Here is a 20,155-nt window from a genome sequence, read left to right on the forward strand (position 1 = left end):
AATTAATACATGTTTAAATTGAGTTTAAATCAACTCATAGAAAATTGTAAGAATGAAGATACTAAAGCACAAGGCGAATTATATAAACTCTATTCGGGTAAATTATTCGCTATCTGCTTAAAGTATTCGCGCAACTATGCTGAAGCACAGGATAATTTGCAAGACGCATTTTTAACAATTTTCAAAAAAATTGAGCAGTATAAACATAAAGGCTCTTTTGAAGGGTGGATAAAACGCATAACCGTAAATACCGTTTTACAGCGTTACCGAAACGAAAAGGTTTTTGATATTATAAATGAAAATACTATTGAGGATGAAGAAGTTGAAGTTGATGAAGATGAGCTCTCCATTGATTATCTTCTAAAAATCATTCAAGAATTACCAGACAGATATCGGTTAATTTTTAACCTTTATGTACTTGACGGCTATTCGCATAAAGACATTGCTAAAATGCTAGAAATAAACATAGGCACATCAAAATCAAACCTAGCGAGAGCGAGACAAATTTTGAAACAAACGATAGAAAATCATAGAATAACACAACGTTCACATTCCTTTTAAATGAGCGATAAAAAACATATAGACCGATTATTTCAGGAAGGATTTAAAGATTTTGAAGCCGCACCTAACGATGCTGTTTGGGCAACTATTGAAGCAAAACTAAACGAGAAAAAGAAAAAAAGACGCATTATTCCTATCTGGTGGCGTTATGCTGGCGTTGCTGCTCTTTTGGTGGTACTTGTAACTATTGGTAGCCTCTTTTTTAATGATACAGAAAAAAACACTACTAACCAAGTTGTAGATACCGAAAACAAAATACCTGAATACAATAGGACAAGAGAAAACAACCGGCCTATTATCAATACTGTTGACACCCCTGTTATAGTTTCTAATAAAGCCAATGAAAACGGCACAAACACCAACACAGATACATTAACAAAAGAAGCTGTTATTCGCACTAACTCAACAAATCCTTCAAACAACATAGTTGTTTCTAAAAGTACGTCTTCAAAAAGCAACAACTTAAAAGCATCAAACAAAACGAATACATTTAACATTAACAACAGTACTAATATCGCCAATACAGTTTCAAAAGAAAAAAGGAAAACATCAAGCCTTCAAAATTCTTTAAAAAACACAAAACAAGTTGCTAGCACTCCCGAAGAAACCAACACAGATAATAAACTGAATACTGAAACACCTGTAGTTAGTAAAGAAAAAGCCAAAACACGTATTGAAGAAGCTGCTAAAAAAGAAACTGCTATTGCTAATTCTAATAGCAATTCAACATCCAACGAAGAAAAAAAGGATTCACAAACGGCTGTACTTAAACTAGAAAACAATAAACGTTCTATTGAGGATGCTTTAGAAGACACTGAAGAAATTGCGGGTAATAAGGAAACACCAAATAACAAATGGCGTGTTGCACCAAATGCAGCACCTGTTTATTTTAATACTTTAAATGAAGGGTCGTCCATAGACCCACAGTTTAATTCAAATTCTAAATCGGGCGAAATTAATATGAGTTATGGTATTTCTGCAAGCTATGCGGTAACTAAAAAACTGAGTGTACGTTCAGGAATTAACCGCGTTAATTTAGGTTATAATACAAATGATGTTGTGGTATTTCAATCGGTTGGTTTAAGCTCAAAAACTAGTGCATTACAAAATGTGAATGCTCGAGGCAACTCTAGTGATGCCGATGGAGTTTCACTTATAAGCTCAGAAAATTTAAATGCCAATGCTTCCGATTCCTTTGCGGCTTCTAACGGCTCTATAAATCAAGCATTAGGCTATATTGAAATCCCTTTGGAAATACAGTATACACTTTCCGATAGAAAATTTGGTGTCAATCTTATTGGTGGATTTAGCTCGTTCTTTTTAAATAGTAATGAGATTTTTTCTGAAGAACAAAATGGCACTAGAACCTATCTTGGTGAAGCTAGCAACATTAACAACATAAGTTATAGTGCTAATCTAGGAATGGGATTAAACTATAAGGTTACTAAAACATTCGATTTGAATTTAGAGCCTATATTTAAATATCAATTCAACACATTTAACAATACTTCTGGTAATTTTTCACCATTTTTTATTGGTGTTTATACCGGATTCTCTATTAAATTCTAGGTTTTTGGTTAGATCTAGATATGGGTTTCCATTTAAGCTCGGAAACACATATCAAAAGGGAACTGCTCGTCCCCTCGAGCAGTTTTTTTTTATTTTCGGAACTCTGTTATAAACAAGATGTTCCAAAACTTAAGTTTTATTCGTTATTAAATGCTTCAAGCTGTTTCAAAATTACAACTCTAGAATTTTCATTTAAACGTTTAGTGTCTTCAATTTTCAAACCTTTCGTAGGAATAAATTTATGAATTTTAACGCGCATTCTTCCTGGACCTCCACTAAAAAAAGTATACGAAAATCGTTTCTTATTATCGGCAAAAGTTATTGGAACAATGGGAATTTGATGATTTATAGCCAACCTAAACGCACCGTCCTTAAAAGCATCTAACATAACATGTTCTTCTGGTACACCGCCTTCAGGAAATATACAAATACTGACTCCAGATTTTAATCGGCGTTGGGCTCTTAAAAACACGGCTTGCCTGCTCCTTGGAGAACTCCTATCAACTAAAATACAGGTGCGTTTATAAAAGAATCCAAATAGCGGAATTTTAGCCAATTCGGCTTTTCCAACAAATACAAAAGGGTTTTTAACCGTTACCAACATAAGCATAATGTCTGCCATTGAGGTATGGTTGGCTACAAACATATAGCTTTTATTTTTATCTGGTATTTCGTCGCGTTTAATACGATACGCAAAACCCATCCCAATTAAAATAAACTTTGCCCATAACCTTGCAATCCTAAAAAAGAAAGGGTACCAAGATTCTTTAGCAATAGAAATTAAAAGAATTGGAAACAGTATAAGTATGGGCAGCGCTACAAGTATATAAAACCAAATACGATAAAGTAGCCAGAAAAAGTATTTAAATAGTTTCATAAACTTCAAAAATACATAATTGTATTGAGCTATTTTATTAAAACGTTTACCTTTGCCAAAATAAGAAAAGAAGCGTTTAATTTTAATACAATTCCCCTGTTTAAGGGAATGAAAGAATGGCAAGAATACTAACAGGCATACAAAGTACAGGAACACCACATTTAGGGAACATTTTAGGGGCCATTATACCAGCAATTGAAATGGCTAAAAACCCAGAAAATGAGTCGTATTTATTTATTGCAAACATGCATACTTTAACACAAATTAAAGATGCAAAAACCTTACGCGAAAACACATACTCTACCGCAGCAACGTGGTTAGCATTTGGTTTAGACATAGAAAAAACGGTGTTTTACAGACAAAGTGATATTCCTCAGGTAACCGAACTGTCTTGGTATTTAAGCTGCTTTTTTCCTTACCAACGCCTAACCTTAGCGCATAGTTTTAAAGACAAAGCCGATAGATTAGAAGATGTTAATTCTGGTTTGTTTACCTATCCAATGCTTATGGCTGCCGATATATTATTATACGATGCCGAAATAATACCTGTTGGAAAAGATCAAGAACAGCATTTAGAAATGACTCGCGATGTCGCTTCTCGTTTTCATGCTAAAGTTGGAGAAACCTTTGTTTTACCAAAAGCTTCGGTGCAAGAAAACATTATGCTAATACCTGGTACTAATGGCGGAAAAATGAGCAAAAGCCAAAATAACACCATAAATATATTTTTAGCCGATAAAAAATTGCGCAAGCAAATTATGGGTATTCAAACCGATAGCACAGCACTTGAAGATCCTAAAGATTGGAGTACGTGTAACTGTTTTGGCATTTATAAATTACTAGCCAATGAAGCACAAATTGCCGAAATGAAAGCTAATTACGAAAAGGGTGGCTACGGCTACGGACACGCTAAACAAGCCTTATTTGAGTTAATTGTTGAAACGTTTGCCGAACCTCGCGAACGCTACAACTATTACATGAACAACTTAGAGGAAATTGACAAAGCCCTTTTAGTTGGTGCTGAAAAAGCGAAATTAATAGCTAATGATGTTTTGGCTAGAGTTCGTGAGAAAGTTGGCTATTAACAAATTCCTGCTCTCGCAGGAATCTCACAATTAAAAACTTGAATTTCTAGATCTATACCGCTTTCGTTTTAAATAACCTCAAACAATTTCCCAGGAAGCGGTCTTACAACGCCTTTAAGTTCCATATTTAATAGGGTTCCAGAGACTTTAAAAATAGGCAAATTACAGTTTAATGCAATGCTATCTAACTGTTGTTTATCGTTTTCTTTTAAATAATTATAAATCACTTTTTCGGTGGCATCTAGCTCTACAAATAATTGCTTTTGGATAACCGGTTGTTTTTCGTTTTCCAATTCCCAACCCAAAATATAAGGCACATCCAAAGGTGTGGTAAGCATATGTGCTTTTTGATATTTAATTAAATTGTTACAACCTATACTTTGGCTATCTGTAGTACGACCAGGAACCGCAAACACATCGCGATTATAAGAATTAGCAATATCTGCGGTTACTAAGCTCCCTCCTTTTTCTGCCGATTCTATAACTATAGTCGCTTCGCTTAAACCAGCAATAACTCGATTTCTTTTTAAAAAATTAGTTTTATCAAACGTATCTGTACTCCAGAAATCAGAGAAAAAACCACCATTTTTCTCCATATCTACCATATACTTTTTGTGCACCTTAGGGTAAATTTGATTTAATCCATGGGCTAAACAGGCTACCGTTTGTAAATTATGTTTCATGGCTGCTTTATGAGCCGTAATATCCGTTCCGTAAGCAAAACCCGAAACAATTATGGGGTTATATATGGCTAATTGCTCCACTAAATTATCACAAAAAGCAATGCCACTGGTTGTAATCTTTCTGGTACCAACAATACTAATAATATGTCGATTTTTTAAATCTATATTACCCGTTTGAAACAACAAAATAGGACTATCAATACAATGTTTTAGCTTTTCAGGATAGTTAGACTCCTGAAAATACGACACATCAATATGGTTCTCTTTTATAAATTGAATCTCTTTTTCGGCTTCCCTTAAATGATGTGCTTTAAACAAATCGCTTATGGTAATGCTACCGATGCCATCAATTTTAAGTAAGTTTTGGGACTTCTCCTTTAAAACCGCCTCGGCAGAACCACAATGCGAAATAAGTCGTTTAGCAGTAATGTCCCCAATATTGGGCACATGTTGCAAGCCTAAAGTGTAAAGCAAATCATTTTCTGTCATGCTATCTTGTTGATTTTAAAACTACAATAAAAGAATTTTTACTTTGTTAATAAATACTTATCCCGAAATTTTATTAGAAAATAGTTTTTTATAACTTTGTTTTTATGCAATTAGAAACCTACATAAGCGACTTACTATATAGATATGAGTGTGTTACCATTCCTGAGTTTGGTGCCTTTTTAACGCAGCAAGTATCTGCTAGCATTAATGATGCTACAAATACCTTTCATGCGCCTAAAAAAGTAGTATCCTTTAATGAGCAAATTCAGCAAAATGATGGTTTGTTGGCCCATTATATTGCCGATGTAGAAAAAATTCCTTTTGAGGTTGCTAACAAAAAAATTGCAAAACGTGTTAGACTTCTAAAGTCATATTTAACACAAGGCGAAACGCTTACGTTTAAAAACATTGGTGAAATTGTTTTTAATAAAGAAGGTAAAATTTTATTTGAACCTACCTATCACTTAAATTATTTAACCGATTCTTTTGGTCTTTCTCAATTTGTAGCTCCAACGGTAACACGCGAGGTTTACAAAGAAGAAGTTGAAGCTATTGAAAAAGTAATTCCTATTTCGGTAACACCAGAAAAGCGCAAATCTAAATCCTATTTAAAATATGCGGCAGTTGCTTTAATAGCCTTAACTTTAGGTGGTTTTGGAGCTTCTAACTATTATGTTGGTCAAATCGAACAACATAACCAAATCGCTCAAAGACAAGCTACACAGCAATTAGATACTAAAATACAACAAGCTACTTTTAACTTAAATCCATTACCAGCAATTACTTTACAAGTCACTAAACAAACGGGTAATTACCATATTGTTGCTGGAGCTTTTAGAGTTGAAGAAAACTGCGACACAAGAGTTAAACAACTAAAAGCCGATGGTTTTAGTGCCAGAAAAATTGGTGCAAATAAATACGGTTTACACCAAGTTGCTTATGCAAGTTACGAAAATAGATTAGATGCTTTAAAAGCGCTTAAAGACATTAAAAAATCGCATAACAGAAACGCTTGGTTACTAGTACAAAAACTAGACTAGTTTTTCACGAAATCATTTCTTAGTTTGTAACTTTGCTGCATTATAAAAATCTACAATGCAAGCAAAAACACCCGAACAATCTAAAACAACCATGACAGATTTGGTTTTACCTAGTGAAACCAACCCACTAAACAATCTTTTTGGTGGCGAATTATTAGCCCGTATGGATCGTGCGGCTAGTATTGCTGCGCGTCGTCATTCTAGACGTATTGTTGTAACTGCATCGGTAAACCACGTGGCGTTTAATCGTGCTGTACCTTTGGGAAGTGTTGTAACGGTAGAGGCTAAAGTATCTCGAGGGTTTAACACCTCCATGGAAGTTTTTATTGATGTTTGGATGGAAGATCGCGAATCTGGAGCCCGAACAAAAGCCAACGAAGCCATTTATACCTTTGTGGCTGTCGATGAAACTGGACGCCCCGTAAAAGTACCCGAAGTAACACCAGAAACCGAGCTTGAAATACAGCGTTTTGAGGCTGCTTTACGCCGAAAACAACTTAGTCTATTACTAGCCGGAAAAATAAAGCCTAACGAAGCTACAGAGTTAAAAGCGCTTTTTGATTAGTGTTTTTTTTATCCTATTAGTAATGTAGAGACATTTGGAGCAACGGTCTCGACTATGAGTAGTTGCGTGGGGTGGCACGGACTTTTTCAAGTACACGACAAGCTGAAAATCTGCGCGGATTTTCAGAAGTAGAACAGAACAAGCAATTTCTTATAGCCATTATTGTGCTTAGTTTTTTATTTTAATTTAAATTTTGTCTTTATCCACTCAATCAATTTTTCATTGTATGAGTTGTTTGATTTCATTTCTAATACTCTTCTTAATTCTAAACCAACTCGAGTAAAATTAATCACTTTTGTTCTTACTGGTTTGCTGTCTATTCCACCAATTGGGCTTAGTTGAAACATCTTATTACCAATTTTAAAAGGGATTACGAAAAGTGCAGGCTGAATACCGCTCCAAGCTGTTAAATCATATTGGATTAATCCTGAATCTTGAAGTTGAGATAAATTTGAATAGTTTAAATTGAAATCTTTTAAAGCGTTGCTTCCTGGGCTACCAAAGGGTTCAGATATAACCTTTACCATTTTATCACCTAATTGGGGTAACTCATAACTTATAGAACAGAAATCTCTAAAAATTTCCGCAGTCTCTTGGTCTAATAGCGTTAGGGTTTGAAGAGTTTTAGGTCCAAAACTTCCAGGTCGTTTAATCTCACCAGCTAAAATTTTAGATAGAATTAATTGAACTTCTTTGTTAGATTTAGTTTCAGAAATCCGAGAAAACATATCTAACCAATCTTCATCAATTTCTTTTTCCGTATCACTTTCAGGTGGATTTAATTTTAATTCATCTGTAGCTTTATTTACGACACTTTCACGATTGATTTGTTCTTTAAGTAATTTAGAACCATAATAGTCAACTGCTCGATTCATTAAACCCTCATCTTGTATAAATTCATCAGAGGCTTTTTCCGCAACTTTTGTCCTGAAGACATTTAAAGCAGTCGTCTCTCCTTTTATACTTTCTGATTTGGATTCTAAGTAAGCAACAGGAATATCGACAACACCTGTTATTAGTCGTCCAAGTGATTTCCAAAGATTCTTTTTAATTGCAGGTGGTAAAGGTATACCGTCAATAGCCGCCAATATACCCTCTGATTCTATCCCAGAAGATTTTATTATTTCTTTATCTTTTTCTTCACTCATTATTTTTCAATATTTACCACAACACGTTATATATTCTATGTTTCATTTCCCCTAAAAACATCAAGATATAGCAAATAATTTGACGTTGCTATCCCGTAAATATAATTAATTTATTTGTAAGAAAAGTATAAAAAAACACCGTTAATTGTCGCCATTTGATTGTAGAATTTTATACAACATAAACTAAAGAATATAAATGTTGCACAATACGCTCTAGCAGATAAGGAACTTTAAATATTAAGTATTGCTTCTAATAATGAAATTCCTGCTTTCGCAGGCATATGAGTTACATTTTATAAATCCAACTCGCAGGATTCTCGGTTGCAGTCCCTTTAGATAGGGTAAAACTTAAAATCGTTTCGCCGTTTGAAGGATTGGTAAACACCTCGCCAATAACCTGTTTCGTTTTAACCTTATCCCCTTTTTTAACATACACTTGCGATAAGTTTCTATACAGCGTTAAGTAATTTCCGTGGCGAATCATTACTATAGGATTTACGTTTTTCATTTTAAGAATTTCACTTACCTCGCCATCAAAAACAGCTCTAGCTTTTGCGCCTTTTTCGGTAGCAATACGCACACCGTTACTATTAATGGTTAACGATCTATCTATAGGATGCGGTTGTTTACCATAACCTAAACGCACAAAACCTTTTTCTACAGGCCAAGGTAGTTTTCCTTTATTCGAAATAAAGTTTGAGGCTAGCACCGCTTCTTCAGCCGTTAAAGCAAAACTTTTAGAACTTGCAGTTTTACCTGCTTTTTTGTTAGATTTTGCAATAGCCGCTTTAATAATACGGTCTATCTCTCTATCAATTTTATCGGCTTCGCGTTGCTTTTGTTTTATTTCAGACACATAGCGAGACATGTTCTTTTTTAACGAAGCCATTACCACTTCGTGTTGTTTCCGTTCCCCTTCTAACGATTTTTGAACCACCCTATTTTCTGCAATTAATTTCTTTTTATCCTCCTGTTGCTTTAATAAACTCGCATTAATATCTTGAAGCTCCTTCGTTTTAAGCTTTATAACCTCACCTTGTTGCTTCTGGTGGTCCGAATATTGCTTAATGTACTGTAAGCGCTTATAAGCTTGTTTAAAATCATTAGAAGACAGCAAAAACATAATACGACTCTGCTGGTTTTTGCTTTTATAGGACTTCACAACCATAGCAGCATAATCTTCCTTTAATCGCTTTAGTTCACCTCTTAAATCTGATATTTTATTTTGATTTGCACTTATCTCTCGCGTTAGTAAATTCGCCTGCTGATTCGTTACTTTAATTAAATTAGATAGTACACTAATTTTATAATTGAAATCTTCAATTAAAGAGAGTTCAGACTTCGTTTTCGATTTATTCTCGTTTCGTAACTCATTAATTTTCTGAATTTCTCTGCGAAGCTCTTGTCGGCGCGATTCCAATTGTTTTTGCTTATCACTTTGCGAAAAACTCAGGCTACTGCACAGCAAAACACCCAAAACAAAAATAAGTTTATATGTAAAATGACTCACTTTCATTTAAAGCTCAATTTCTTCAAAACCCGAAGGTATTTTAAACGGAAAACGTAATTCTTCATTTAAGGACACATTTTTCATTTCTAATTCAACAACCATTTCATTATTAGACTCTACAGCAATTACTTTTATTAATTCTGGTAAAATTTGACTATCCACATGCTGATACTTTAAATAATCTATTTGTAAATGTCTAAACTCCTTTGGTTGCGATATTTGCTGCGATTTCACTTTAAAGTTTGATGGATTTAATAAAAAGAAAATCTCGAATAATGCCCGCTGATTTTTCGGCTGAATGATATAAGCTTCATTATCCACACTAGTTGTATAATCACTTGCATTTAAATGATATAAGGTTTCACCTAACAGCAAATTCTGAACCTTATTAAAATCCAATTCGGTACCTAACAAATCACTTAAATATTTATAATCGCCATCAAAATAAGTGTTATCTAATTTATTATAAAAGCTCACTTTTTGGGGTGTTACCAATGCTCTTATTACAGAAAACGGGGCGTTTATCCAAATCGCCTCATCTTTTTTGGTTCTAAAATTAACAGTATGCGTTTGCGATTTCCCCTTTTGTGTATAGGTTATTTTTAGTTTGGATTGTAAAGTTTTAAAAGCAGCAACTTGCTTTGCGTTTTCTTTTATTACTTGTTTTGAAGATAAATTAAAATTAGCATCACCACCCCTAACTGTTTTTGCAGATTTACAATTAAACAGCAGTATTGCGCATAAGCCTAAAATAATTTTTGAAGTTGTTTGCATTAATTTTGGGGATGTATTTGTTTTGCCTTATCACTAAACGCTTTTGCCTTAGTTGTATTGTTTAGTAGGGTGTAAGCTTTACTTAGTTGGTTATAAAAATCGGCTTCCATTTTAGTGTCATCAACAATATAATCGACTCCTGTTTCAAGTGCATCAATAGCTTCTTTTGGGTTATTTAAAGCATTTAAAGCCACACCTTGTATGAGATAAATAACGGGTTGCGATGGGTAAACCTCAAGTGCTTCACTACTTTTTGTTTTAGCCAACTCAAACTTTTCTAAGTCGATGTATAATAGCATTACATTTTGCAATACCTTAAAATTGTTTGGTTCTAGTTTTAAGGCTTTTTCAAAATTTTCTAATGCTTTAACTTTATTATTTTTTGCTAAATAATATTGTCCTAACTCCTCGACAGAGTGACTATTATTGGTATCGCTAACCAAAGCTGTAGCCTCAACCAAATCGCTTTCATACTCCGGGTTTTCTTTAACAAAACTTACAAAATCCTTCAGTACTTTTAACTTGGCTTCTGGTTTAATTTTTGTGCTTTTAACCACTATTTTCATGCTTTCAATGGCCTGTTCAGCATCGTTATCATCTAAATAAAACTTGTATAATGCTAAATGCACTAAATGTGAACTAGGGTTAACCTTTAAAAGTTCTTTAGCGGTTTCAAAAGCCTTTTCTTTTTCGTTATTTTCACTATATCGATAAATGAGCGCTAAATAATTCGATTCCTTTTCTGGGTTATTTTCAACCCGCGATTCTAGATTTTCTATTTGATCTTTTTTGCGACCTGTAGCTTCATAAATTCGATTTCGAATAATATCTCGACTTATCGAAATCCCATATTCGGCATCTAAAGCATCTAAAATCTCTAAGGCATTATCATATTTTTTAGTTTGCACATAAAGCGATGCTAAATCCTCTTTATAGTCCGGATGAAAACGCACCAATTGCTTTACCGTTTTAATAGCCAAATCATGCTCGTTTTGCGAGGCGTAAAACCCATAAAGCTCATCTAGAAACCATTCGTTATCAGGGTCTATATCTACCGCTTTTTTTAAGGCATCTTCAGCCTCTCCAAAATTTTTAAGTTTAATATAGCTTTTACCCAACTCAAAATATAAAACAGGTACAGAATTATCAATATCTATACACTTTTGCAAAGCTTCGGCAGCCCTATCATAATTCTCTATACCCTTTTGCTTTAAAGCTTCGTAAAACAACTCCTGAAACTCATCTTCATTATTCCCTAAATCGTCATCGGGCGTTTTATTAAAATCTACTTGCCCATAATTTACCTGCGGAAGCAATACCATTCCGAAGAGAAAAAAGAATATGTAGATTTTTTGTTTCATTATTTATTATATTATTTGGGCGTCACCACAGGTGGTCGGGCTTTACGTTGTATCTTTTTGCTTTTAACGGCAAAAAGGATGCCACTTCAATCCCTAACGCGGGGTGCGTCTTTAATTGGCAGTCATCAGTCTATAGTCAATTTATATTTGCTAACATCATTTTATGAGATTCCTGCCTTACAAGGATTTATTCTAAAACAGAATAATCACCAATACTTATGCTAGTAAATTCGCCATTGTACTTAACGTTATTACCAATCATAGCATTGTTTAACTTGGCATTTTTAATTTCAGAATTGGTTTGTATCAAACTATTTTCAATGGTACAATTTTCAATAACTGTGCCATTTCCAACGGATACAAAAGGTCCAATAGTTGTGTTTTTAAGTACTACGTTTTCACCAATAAAACAAGGTTCAATAATATTAGAATTTTCAAGTTTTGCAGAATCTGCTACTAATTTCTCCTCGCCATCAGTCTTTAAAAACCCAAGCATACGTTGATTAGTTTCTATGGTAATGGCTTTGTTTCCGCAGTCCATCCACTCATCAACAGTACCTGTTTTAAAAACTTTACCTTCGGCCATCATGCGTTTAATACCATCGTTAATTTGGTATTCTCCGCCATTCATAATGTTTTCATCAAGGATTTCCTGTAACTTCCCTTTTAAAACCGCAACATCCTTAAAATAATAGATACCTATTACAGCTTGATCCGACACAAAATTTTCTGGCTTTTCAACCAACTCAACAATCTCCTGGTTTGAATTTAACTTAACAACACCGTAAGCTTCTGGATTATTTACTTGTTTTGTCCAAATAACGCTATCCGCAGATGGATCTAAATCGAATTTTGCTCTAATTAACGTATCGGCATAAGCAATTACTGCAGGTCCAGATAAAGAGGGTTTTGCACACATAATAGCATGACCGGTTCCTAGCGGTTTATCCTGACGATAAATAGATGCTTTAGCACCTAAATCTGTAGCTAATTTTTCTAAACTAGCAACCACATCGTCACCAAACCACGCTGGATCACCTAAAACAAACGCTATTTCTTCAATAGGTTGTTTTAATACTTTGGCGATATCTTTTACCAATCTGTGAACAATAGGTTGCCCAGCAACTGGAATTAATGGTTTTGGTACAGTTAAACTATGTGGGCGCAATCGAGAACCACGACCTGCCATTGGTACTATTATTTTCATCGAATGAATATTTGGTCATTTCCGCGAAGGCGGAAATCTTTAATTATTTCTTACTAACTTTTATACCTACAAGGTTCCAAAAAACCTTCGCAGGATCTATTTTACTCCCGTACTTCCAAAACCACCTTCACCTCTATCCGTTTCAGAAAGCACTTCAACTTCATCCCATTCCGCACGTTCATGTTTTGCAATAACTAATTGAGCAATGCGTTCGCCGTTTTCTACAGTAAAGTTTTCATGAGATAAATTAATTAAAATCACTCCAACTTCACCTCTATAATCTGCATCGACTGTTCCAGGAGCGTTAAGCACTGTAATGCCTTTTTTAGCTGCCAAACCACTTCTAGGTCGCACTTGTGCTTCAACACCAATTGGAAGCTCTAAAAACAAGCCTGTAGGCACAATTTTTCGTTCCATCGGTTGCAATGTTATACTTTCGGTAAGGTTGGCACGTAAATCCATACCAGCCGAAGCTATAGTTTCATAATGTGGTAAATCGTGATTAGATTTATTTATAATTTTAATTTGCATGTTATCGTTTTAAAAGTTGTTTAATGACTTTCTGTTCAGCAAAATATACTATTGCCAAAAATACAATTAACATAGAAATTCCAACAATATATTGGCCTCTAAATTGATAAAAAGATAGTATAGACAGCGTTATGGATAGCCCTAAATACATAACAATTTTCTTAATATTATATGGGATAGGATAATACTTTCTGCCAAAATAATACGACAACAACATCATAGTTGCATAGGCAGCTAAAGTAGCAATTGCCGAACCTTTATAACTCAATATTGGAATTAACCAGAAGTTTAAAACTAAGGTTAACACCGCGCCAAAAATAGATATATAAGCGCCAAACTTGGTTCTATCGGTAACTTTATACCACACCGAAAGGTTATGATAAATACCAAGGCAAAAATTTGCTATTAAAATTACTGGGACAATCCACATAGCCTCCCAATAATCTTGGTTTCCAATAAAAATAACTTTTAACACATCGGCAAACACAACAACTGCCAATAAGATAACGGATCCAAAAACAACAAAATACTCCAATATAATGGCGTAATTTTTTTGTGGGTTTTGTGTTTTTGCATGACTAAAAAAGAAAGGCTCCACACCCAAACGATATGCCGTAGCAAACAACATCATAAACAAGGCTAGCTTATAACATGCCGAATACATACCAATTTCTGTTTTTGCAATAGCTTCGGGCAATAATTTGTCTAGTAAAATACGATCAAAACTTTCGTTTATTGAAAACGCTAAGCCTGCTAATAACACTGGAAAAGCATATTGCATCATCTGTTTCCAAAGTACCTTATTGAAGGTAAACTTCACTTTAAAATAGAAAGGCAACATTAATACTAAAGTCACTGCACTGGCCACTAAATTGGCTATAAAAATATAGTTGACTTGAAAGTTTGGTTTGTAAAGCGGTTGCACTATAGCATGCTCTAATGCCAAATCTTTTAACCATAATAATAAAAACAGGTTTAAACCTAAATTGATAACTACGTTTAGTATTTTAATAACCGCGTACTTTATGGGTTTTGCAATGGCTCTTAACCATGCAAATGGAATGATTACCAAGGCATCTAAAAGTAAAATCCACACTACTAATTGTATGTATTCTACCTTAATATCAACAAAGTTGGAGATTTGATTTTGAAATAAAAAAGCAAGAACAAAAAAACCTAATGACGTTATAATTAATGATATGGTTGATGTTCCAATAACTTTTGCTTTGTCATCTTCCTTATTAAAAAACCTAAAAAAGGCGGTTTCCATACCATAAGCTAAAATGACGTTAAAAATCACGAAATAGGAAAATATTAAGGATACATCCCCATAATCGGCAACAGATTTTAAGACACTTTCATCGGTATGAAGGCGAACCAACAAGAAACTCAACATTCTAGGTAAGACCGTAGCTAACCCGTAAATAAATGTTTGTTTGAATAAAGATTTTAATCCGCTCAAAAAATTGCTTATTTATAAGGTTAAAAATAGGGCTTTTAAACCAAAAAAACCTAACTCGTTAAAGTTAGGTTTTTGATTTTTATAATACGATTTCTGCTTGCGCAGGAATTTACTAATTATTCAAAGCTTCTGCTCCACCAACAATCTCTAAGATTTCATTAGTAATTGCTGCTTGACGTGCTTTGTTATAAGTTAACTTAAGTTGATCTCTTAACTCGGTAGCGTTATCCGTTGCTTTATGCATCGCTGTCATACGCGCACCATGCTCTGAAGCAAAAGAATCTCTAAGACCTTTGTACAATTGCGTTTTTAAAGACTTAGGTATTAACTCTTCAACAATTTCTAATTTTGATGGCTCAAAAATATAATCTGCATTAACGGTTACCTCACCTTCTACAGGAACGATAGGTAAAAACTGCTCAGTCATTACTATTTGAGTTGCCGCATTTTTGAATTTGTTATAAACTATTTCAATTTTATCAAACTCTCCAGCAACAAATTTTTCCATTAAAACTTCTGCAATTTCCGCAACATTTTCAAAATTTAAATTATCGAAAATTTCACTTTTATTGGCAATAACATTATTGGTTTTCTTAAAAGCATCGTTTGCTTTTTTACCAATAGCGAAATAAGAAACTTCTTGGTTTGCATAAGTTTCAGACGTTAATCTGGAAACTTCTTTTATTATGTTTGAATTAAATGCACCAGCTAAACCTCTGTTAGAAGTAATTGCTACAATAAGTACTTTCTTTAATTCGCGTTGTTCAGAATATGCACTTCCAGAATCTGCATCTAAAGTCGCACTTAAACTTTGTAAAAGTTCGGTTAACTTATCAGCATAAGGACGCATTGCCGTAATAGCATCTTGCGCTTTCTTTAACTTTGCAGCCGATACCATTTTCATAGCACTGGTAATCTGCATCGTTGAAGATACTGATGATATTCTGTTACGTATTTCTTTAAGATTCGCCATTCTTTATTTTTATAAAGACTCTTAGATACTTAGACTGCGATTAACACAAGCTTCACCAAGAGTGACATTAGTTTTATACTTTAAATTTAAAGTTATGAGTTAGAAACGTTCTAAACTCATAACTTTAAACTCTCACTTTTTATGCTCTATATTTACCTGATAAATCTTTTGCTACAGCTGTTAATGTATCTGTAACTTCATCAGTTAATTTACCTGCTTTTAAAGTTGCTAAAACATTACTATGCTTAGCTTTTAAGAATTCGATAAAATCACGTTCAAATTCTTTTACTTTCTCAACAGGAACATCTTTTAATAAGTTTTTAGATCCTGCATAAATAATTGCAACCTGATCTTCAACAGTAAACGGATCGTTTTGAGCTTGTTTTAAAATCTCAACGTTACGTTTACCTTTATTAATTACGTTTAAAGTAACGGCATCTAAATCTGAACCAAACTTAGCGAAAGCTTCTAACTCACGGAATTGTGCTTGATCTAGTTTTAAAGTACCAGACACTTTTTTCATTGATTTAATCTGAGCGTTACCACCAACACGAGATACTGAGATACCTACGTTAATTGCAGGACGTACACCTGAGTTAAATAAATCTCCATCTAAGAAAATCTGACCATCCGTAATAGAAATTACGTTTGTTGGAATATATGCAGAAACGTCACCCGCTTGAGTTTCAATAATTGGTAAAGCTGTTAATGAACCACCACCTTTAACGATTGGCTTAAGCGAATCTGGTAAATCATTCATTTCTTTAGCAATGTCATCATTATTAATAACTTTTGCAGAACGTTCTAATAATCTTGAGTGTAAATAAAATACATCCCCAGGATACGCCTCACGTCCCGGTGGACGACGTAATAATAAAGATACCTCACGGTAAGCCACGGCTTGTTTTGATAAATCATCAAATACAATTAAAGCTGGACGACCAGTATCTCTAAAATACTCTCCAATAGAAGCTCCTGTAAACGGTGCATAAACTTGCATTGCAGCAGGATCTGATGCATTTGCAGCAACTATAGTAGTATATGCTAATGCGCCTTTTTCTTCTAATGTTTTAGCAATAAGTGCTACTGTTGAAGCTTTTTGACCTACAGCAACATATATACAGTATACAGGCTCACCTGCATCGTAAAATTCTTTTTGATTAATAATGGTATCAATACAAACTGCTGTTTTACCAGTTTGACGGTCACCAATTACCAACTCACGTTGTCCTCTACCAACTGGGATCATAGCATCAATAGCTTTAATACCTGTTTGTAATGGCTCAGTTACTGGTTCTCTATAGATAACACCAGGAGCTTTACGCTCTAAAGGCATTTCGTAAGTTTCACCTGTTATAGGTCCTTTTCCATCAATAGGATTACCTAAAGTATCAACAACACGACCAACAATACCTTCACCAACTTTAATAGATGCAATACGAGAAGTTCGTTTTACAGTAGATCCTTCTCTAACTCCAACAGAAGTACCTAATAATACGATACCTACGTTATCCTCTTCAAGGTTCAATACAATACCTTCTAATCCACCTTCGAATTCTACTAATTCTCCATATTGAGCATTAGCTAATCCGTAAGCACGAACAATACCGTCACCTACAGTTAATACAGTTCCTACTTCATCTAATGAAGCACTTGCCTCAAAACCTGAAAGTTGTTTTTTTAAGATTGCTGATATTTCAGCTGGTTTTACTTCTGCCATCTTATTGTTTATTTAGATCTAAAAGATCTTAGTTTAATGTAAATTCTTGTTTTAACTTATTAAGTTGATTTGCAACACTTGCGTTGTATTGTGTATCACCTATACGTAAAATGAAACCACCTAAAATGCTTTCATCTATAATATTTTCTACCTCAACATCTTTACCTGTAAGTTCTTTAGCTTTTGCTAAAACCTTCTTTTTTAAATCTGCTGATAATTCTACTGCTGTAGTAACTTTTGCAATTTGAATCCCTTTAGACTCATCAAACAACTGATTGTATTTTGAAGCTACATGCTGTAAAATAGAAATTCTGTTATTTGTGCTTAAGGTACTAATTAAATCCAAAGTACTTTTATTAGACGTTTTAAACACCTCTAATAAAACAGCTTTTTTATCTAAAGAAGATATTACAGGACTTTGAAGCATGTCGCTCAATTCTTTATTTCCTGCAACGGTATCAGCAATTAACTTCATATCCGTATTAACAACATCTGTTGCCTTTAGATCTGTAGCTAAACTTAATAATGCCTTTGCGTAACGTATTGCTGCTCTTGCTCCCGCCATTATAACTTAGTTTAATGATTTTTCACCTAACATAGTTTCAACCAATTGTAATTGCTTGTCTTTGTTAGATAATTCTGTACGCACTACTTTTTCAGCAATTTCCAATGATAAGTTAGCCACTTGAGATTTTAAATCTGCGATAGCCGCTTTCTTTTCAGATTCTATACTTGCTTGAGCTTGTGCCACCAATTTACCTGCAGTATCGTTAGCTTCAGTTTTAGCATCTTCGATAATCTTATTTTTCATATCGCGAGCCTCTTTAAGCATTTCTTCACGTTCTGCCCTAGCTTCTTTTAATAACCTTTGGTTATCCGCTTGAAGATTTTGCATTTCTAATTTTGCATTCTCAGCAGATTTTAAAGCATTTGCAATCCCGCCTTCTCTTTCATCAAGAGCATTAAGAATTGGTTTCCAAGCAAATTTTCTCATTAATAAAATAATTATTAATAAGATAACCGCTTGCATTACGAATAAGCCTACCGAAAAATCATTTAATAAAGTTTCCATACTATATAGATTACTTAACTTTTTTGTTTAATTTTTTTTAAAACAGTTTCTGCAACCAACCGTTGCAGAATACTGTTTTATTTGTTTTTTAGGAAATTCTTATTTCCCTAAGATTAATGCACCAAATGCTAAACCTTCTAATAAGGCACCGATGATGATCATCGCAGTTTGAATTTTTCCAGCTGCTTCTGGTTGTCTAGCAATACCTTCCATTGCTTTTCCACCAATTTGACCTAATCCGATTCCTCCTCCGATTACGATTAATCCTGCTCCAATTAAATTGTACATAATAATTGTTTTTATAAATATTAATTAAACAAATTCTTATTAGTGATGGTCATGTTCTTCAACTGCCATTCCTATAAATAACGATGATAACATCGTAAAAATAAACGCTTGTAAAAAGGCTACCAAAATTTCAATAACCGATATAAATAATGCTAACACTAAAGACATACTTGTTGATCCAATTGGTCCAAAGTCTTTTTTCAATGTAATCATTAATGCTATTAAACTCATTACAACAAAGTGACCTGCTGTCATGTTCGCAAATAAACGTACCAATAAAGAGAACGGTTTAATTAACACAAAACCTACCAACTCAATTACTGCAAGTATTGGTCTTAATATTACCGGAACACCAGGCATCCATAATGTATGCGCCCAAAAATCTTTACTACCACTAAATAAATAAATAACAGCTGTAAATATAGCTAAACAAACTGTTACTGCTATTTGTCCTGTAACATTGAAACCTAAAGGTGTTAAACCTAATAAGTTTAATATCCAGATAAAGAAAAATACGGTAAGTAAGAACCCCATAAATTTTCTATATTTTTTATCACCAATGTTTGGCTTAGCAATATCGTCTCTAACATAAATTACTAAAGGCTCTAAAACACGACCAAACCCTGTTGGTATTGGCCCCTTCTTATAACTTTTAGCTAAGGCTACAAACCCTAAAAACATTAACAAGCCAGCCAACAACATACCAAATACACTTTTAGTAATAGAGAAATCTAGTACTTTGTGTGCGTTTGTAGCATGATGATGATCATCAAAACTAACGGAAGAAGCTCCGCTTTCCAACTCGTATATTTTACTATGAATCTTTGTTAACTTAACACCACCTTTTTCCACAATTACATGACCTGCATCATCGTGATGAAACTCAGAAGACATAAATGCTTTTAAGCCTTCGCTTGTCCAAACAATAACCGGAAGCGGAAAACTAATATGCGTCCCAGATGCATTATCCGTAAATAAATGAAAATCGTGAGAATCTTTTAAGTGATGAGAAATATACTCTTTAATTTCATCGGGAGTATCGATGGTATTGCCTTGAGGTTTTTTGTCACCGTCTGCAAAACCGTTAAAAGAAACTAAGAATAGTACTAGTAATTTTATAAACTTGATAGATTTTTTTGCCACCATTATGTCTTTACTAAATAATGAAATTTATGCTCTGTAAAATTTGTGCAAATGTACACAATAATTCATAATTGCAAACTCTTTTTTATATTAGTTT

At 33.9% G+C, this 20,155-nt stretch carries 20 protein-coding genes; 5 read left to right on the top strand and 15 right to left on the bottom strand.

The features are described from left to right. Nucleotides 1-18: 18 nt before the first annotated feature. Together ABJM36_RS06800 and ABJM36_RS06805 are read left to right on the top strand one after the other, a co-directional pair. Nucleotides 19-561, top strand: a complete 543-nt coding sequence (locus tag ABJM36_RS06800; RefSeq protein ID WP_348450912.1) for a sigma-70 family RNA polymerase sigma factor — start codon at nucleotides 19-21, stop codon at nucleotides 559-561. Beyond that, nucleotides 562-2,130: a hypothetical protein gene (locus tag ABJM36_RS06805; protein ID WP_348450514.1), complete on the top strand. Its 1,569-nt coding sequence runs from the start codon at nucleotides 562-564 to the stop codon at nucleotides 2,128-2,130. Nucleotides 2,131-2,266: 136 nt separating this feature from the next. Here ABJM36_RS06805 and ABJM36_RS06810 read toward each other — a convergent pair whose 3' ends face one another. Next, nucleotides 2,267-3,007 carry a lysophospholipid acyltransferase family protein gene (locus ABJM36_RS06810; protein ID WP_348450516.1) on the bottom strand — a complete coding sequence of 247 codons (741 nt, stop codon included), beginning with the start codon at nucleotides 3,005-3,007 and terminating at the stop codon, nucleotides 2,267-2,269. 116 nt (nucleotides 3,008-3,123) lie between these two features. Here ABJM36_RS06810 and trpS point away from each other — a divergent pair, with 116 nt between their 5' ends. Beyond that, nucleotides 3,124-4,092: a tryptophan--tRNA ligase gene (gene trpS / locus ABJM36_RS06815; protein WP_348450518.1), complete on the top strand. Its 969-nt coding sequence runs from the start codon at nucleotides 3,124-3,126 to the stop codon at nucleotides 4,090-4,092. 68 nt (nucleotides 4,093-4,160) lie between these two features. Here the strand turns inward: trpS and dprA are convergent, their stop codons facing one another. Continuing rightward, nucleotides 4,161-5,264: a DNA-processing protein DprA gene (gene dprA, locus ABJM36_RS06820; protein ID WP_348450520.1), complete on the bottom strand. Its 1,104-nt coding sequence runs from the start codon at nucleotides 5,262-5,264 to the stop codon at nucleotides 4,161-4,163. Between the two features lie 104 nt (nucleotides 5,265-5,368). Between dprA and ABJM36_RS06825 the strand changes: the two genes are divergently transcribed. Together ABJM36_RS06825 and ABJM36_RS06830 are read left to right on the top strand one after the other, a co-directional pair. After that, complete coding sequence (locus tag ABJM36_RS06825) at nucleotides 5,369-6,304, top strand: SPOR domain-containing protein (protein ID WP_348450522.1); 936 nt, start codon at nucleotides 5,369-5,371, stop codon at nucleotides 6,302-6,304. Between the two features lie 55 nt (nucleotides 6,305-6,359). Beyond that, complete coding sequence (locus tag ABJM36_RS06830; RefSeq protein WP_348450524.1) at nucleotides 6,360-6,869, top strand: acyl-CoA thioesterase; 510 nt, start codon at nucleotides 6,360-6,362, stop codon at nucleotides 6,867-6,869. A 176-nt stretch (nucleotides 6,870-7,045) separates the two neighbouring features. Here ABJM36_RS06830 and ABJM36_RS06835 read toward each other — a convergent pair whose 3' ends face one another. From ABJM36_RS06835 to atpB, 13 genes are all read right to left on the bottom strand, one after another. Continuing rightward, a complete protein-coding gene (locus tag ABJM36_RS06835) occupies nucleotides 7,046-8,017 on the bottom strand; it encodes a DUF2806 domain-containing protein (RefSeq protein ID WP_348450526.1) in 972 nt (323 codons plus the stop codon). Between the two features lie 286 nt (nucleotides 8,018-8,303). Further along, nucleotides 8,304-9,533, bottom strand: a complete 1,230-nt coding sequence (locus tag ABJM36_RS06840) for a peptidoglycan DD-metalloendopeptidase family protein (RefSeq protein ID WP_348450528.1) — start codon at nucleotides 9,531-9,533, stop codon at nucleotides 8,304-8,306. Continuing rightward, on the bottom strand, nucleotides 9,534-10,301 hold the full coding sequence (locus tag ABJM36_RS06845; protein ID WP_348450530.1) for a DUF4292 domain-containing protein: 768 nt from the start codon (nucleotides 10,299-10,301) through the stop codon (nucleotides 9,534-9,536). Then, nucleotides 10,301-11,662 carry a tetratricopeptide repeat protein gene (locus ABJM36_RS06850; RefSeq protein ID WP_348450532.1) on the bottom strand — a complete coding sequence of 454 codons (1,362 nt, stop codon included), beginning with the start codon at nucleotides 11,660-11,662 and terminating at the stop codon, nucleotides 10,301-10,303. Before ABJM36_RS06850 ends, ABJM36_RS06845 begins: the two co-directional genes overlap by 1 nt. 187 nt (nucleotides 11,663-11,849) lie before the next feature. Then, nucleotides 11,850-12,869 (bottom strand): sugar phosphate nucleotidyltransferase, encoded by a 1,020-nt coding sequence (locus tag ABJM36_RS06855; protein WP_348450534.1) that lies wholly within the window; start codon nucleotides 12,867-12,869, stop codon nucleotides 11,850-11,852. A 96-nt stretch (nucleotides 12,870-12,965) separates the two neighbouring features. Next, nucleotides 12,966-13,400, bottom strand: a complete 435-nt coding sequence (gene dut / locus ABJM36_RS06860; protein WP_348450536.1) for a dUTP diphosphatase — start codon at nucleotides 13,398-13,400, stop codon at nucleotides 12,966-12,968. Nucleotide 13,401: 1 nt separating this feature from the next. Continuing rightward, nucleotides 13,402-14,862 (bottom strand): polysaccharide biosynthesis C-terminal domain-containing protein, encoded by a 1,461-nt coding sequence (locus ABJM36_RS06865; protein ID WP_348450538.1) that lies wholly within the window; start codon nucleotides 14,860-14,862, stop codon nucleotides 13,402-13,404. A gap of 112 nt (nucleotides 14,863-14,974) precedes the next feature. Further along, complete coding sequence (gene atpG, locus ABJM36_RS06870) at nucleotides 14,975-15,835, bottom strand: ATP synthase F1 subunit gamma (protein ID WP_348450540.1); 861 nt, start codon at nucleotides 15,833-15,835, stop codon at nucleotides 14,975-14,977. A 139-nt stretch (nucleotides 15,836-15,974) separates the two neighbouring features. Next, nucleotides 15,975-17,555 (bottom strand): F0F1 ATP synthase subunit alpha, encoded by a 1,581-nt coding sequence (gene atpA, locus ABJM36_RS06875; RefSeq protein ID WP_348450542.1) that lies wholly within the window; start codon nucleotides 17,553-17,555, stop codon nucleotides 15,975-15,977. Between the two features lie 28 nt (nucleotides 17,556-17,583). Further along, nucleotides 17,584-18,120: an ATP synthase F1 subunit delta gene (gene atpH, locus ABJM36_RS06880; protein WP_348450544.1), complete on the bottom strand. Its 537-nt coding sequence runs from the start codon at nucleotides 18,118-18,120 to the stop codon at nucleotides 17,584-17,586. A gap of 6 nt (nucleotides 18,121-18,126) precedes the next feature. Then, nucleotides 18,127-18,627: a F0F1 ATP synthase subunit B gene (locus ABJM36_RS06885; protein ID WP_348450546.1), complete on the bottom strand. Its 501-nt coding sequence runs from the start codon at nucleotides 18,625-18,627 to the stop codon at nucleotides 18,127-18,129. A gap of 99 nt (nucleotides 18,628-18,726) precedes the next feature. Further along, nucleotides 18,727-18,915, bottom strand: a complete 189-nt coding sequence (atpE, locus tag ABJM36_RS06890; RefSeq protein WP_004569351.1) for an ATP synthase F0 subunit C — start codon at nucleotides 18,913-18,915, stop codon at nucleotides 18,727-18,729. Between the two features lie 39 nt (nucleotides 18,916-18,954). Further along, a complete protein-coding gene (gene atpB / locus ABJM36_RS06895; protein WP_348450550.1) occupies nucleotides 18,955-20,061 on the bottom strand; it encodes a F0F1 ATP synthase subunit A in 1,107 nt (368 codons plus the stop codon). Nucleotides 20,062-20,155: the final 94 nt, after the last annotated feature.

The organism is Algibacter sp. (assembly GCF_039977455.1).
Classification (GTDB): Bacteria; Bacteroidota; Bacteroidia; order Flavobacteriales; family Flavobacteriaceae; genus Algibacter_B.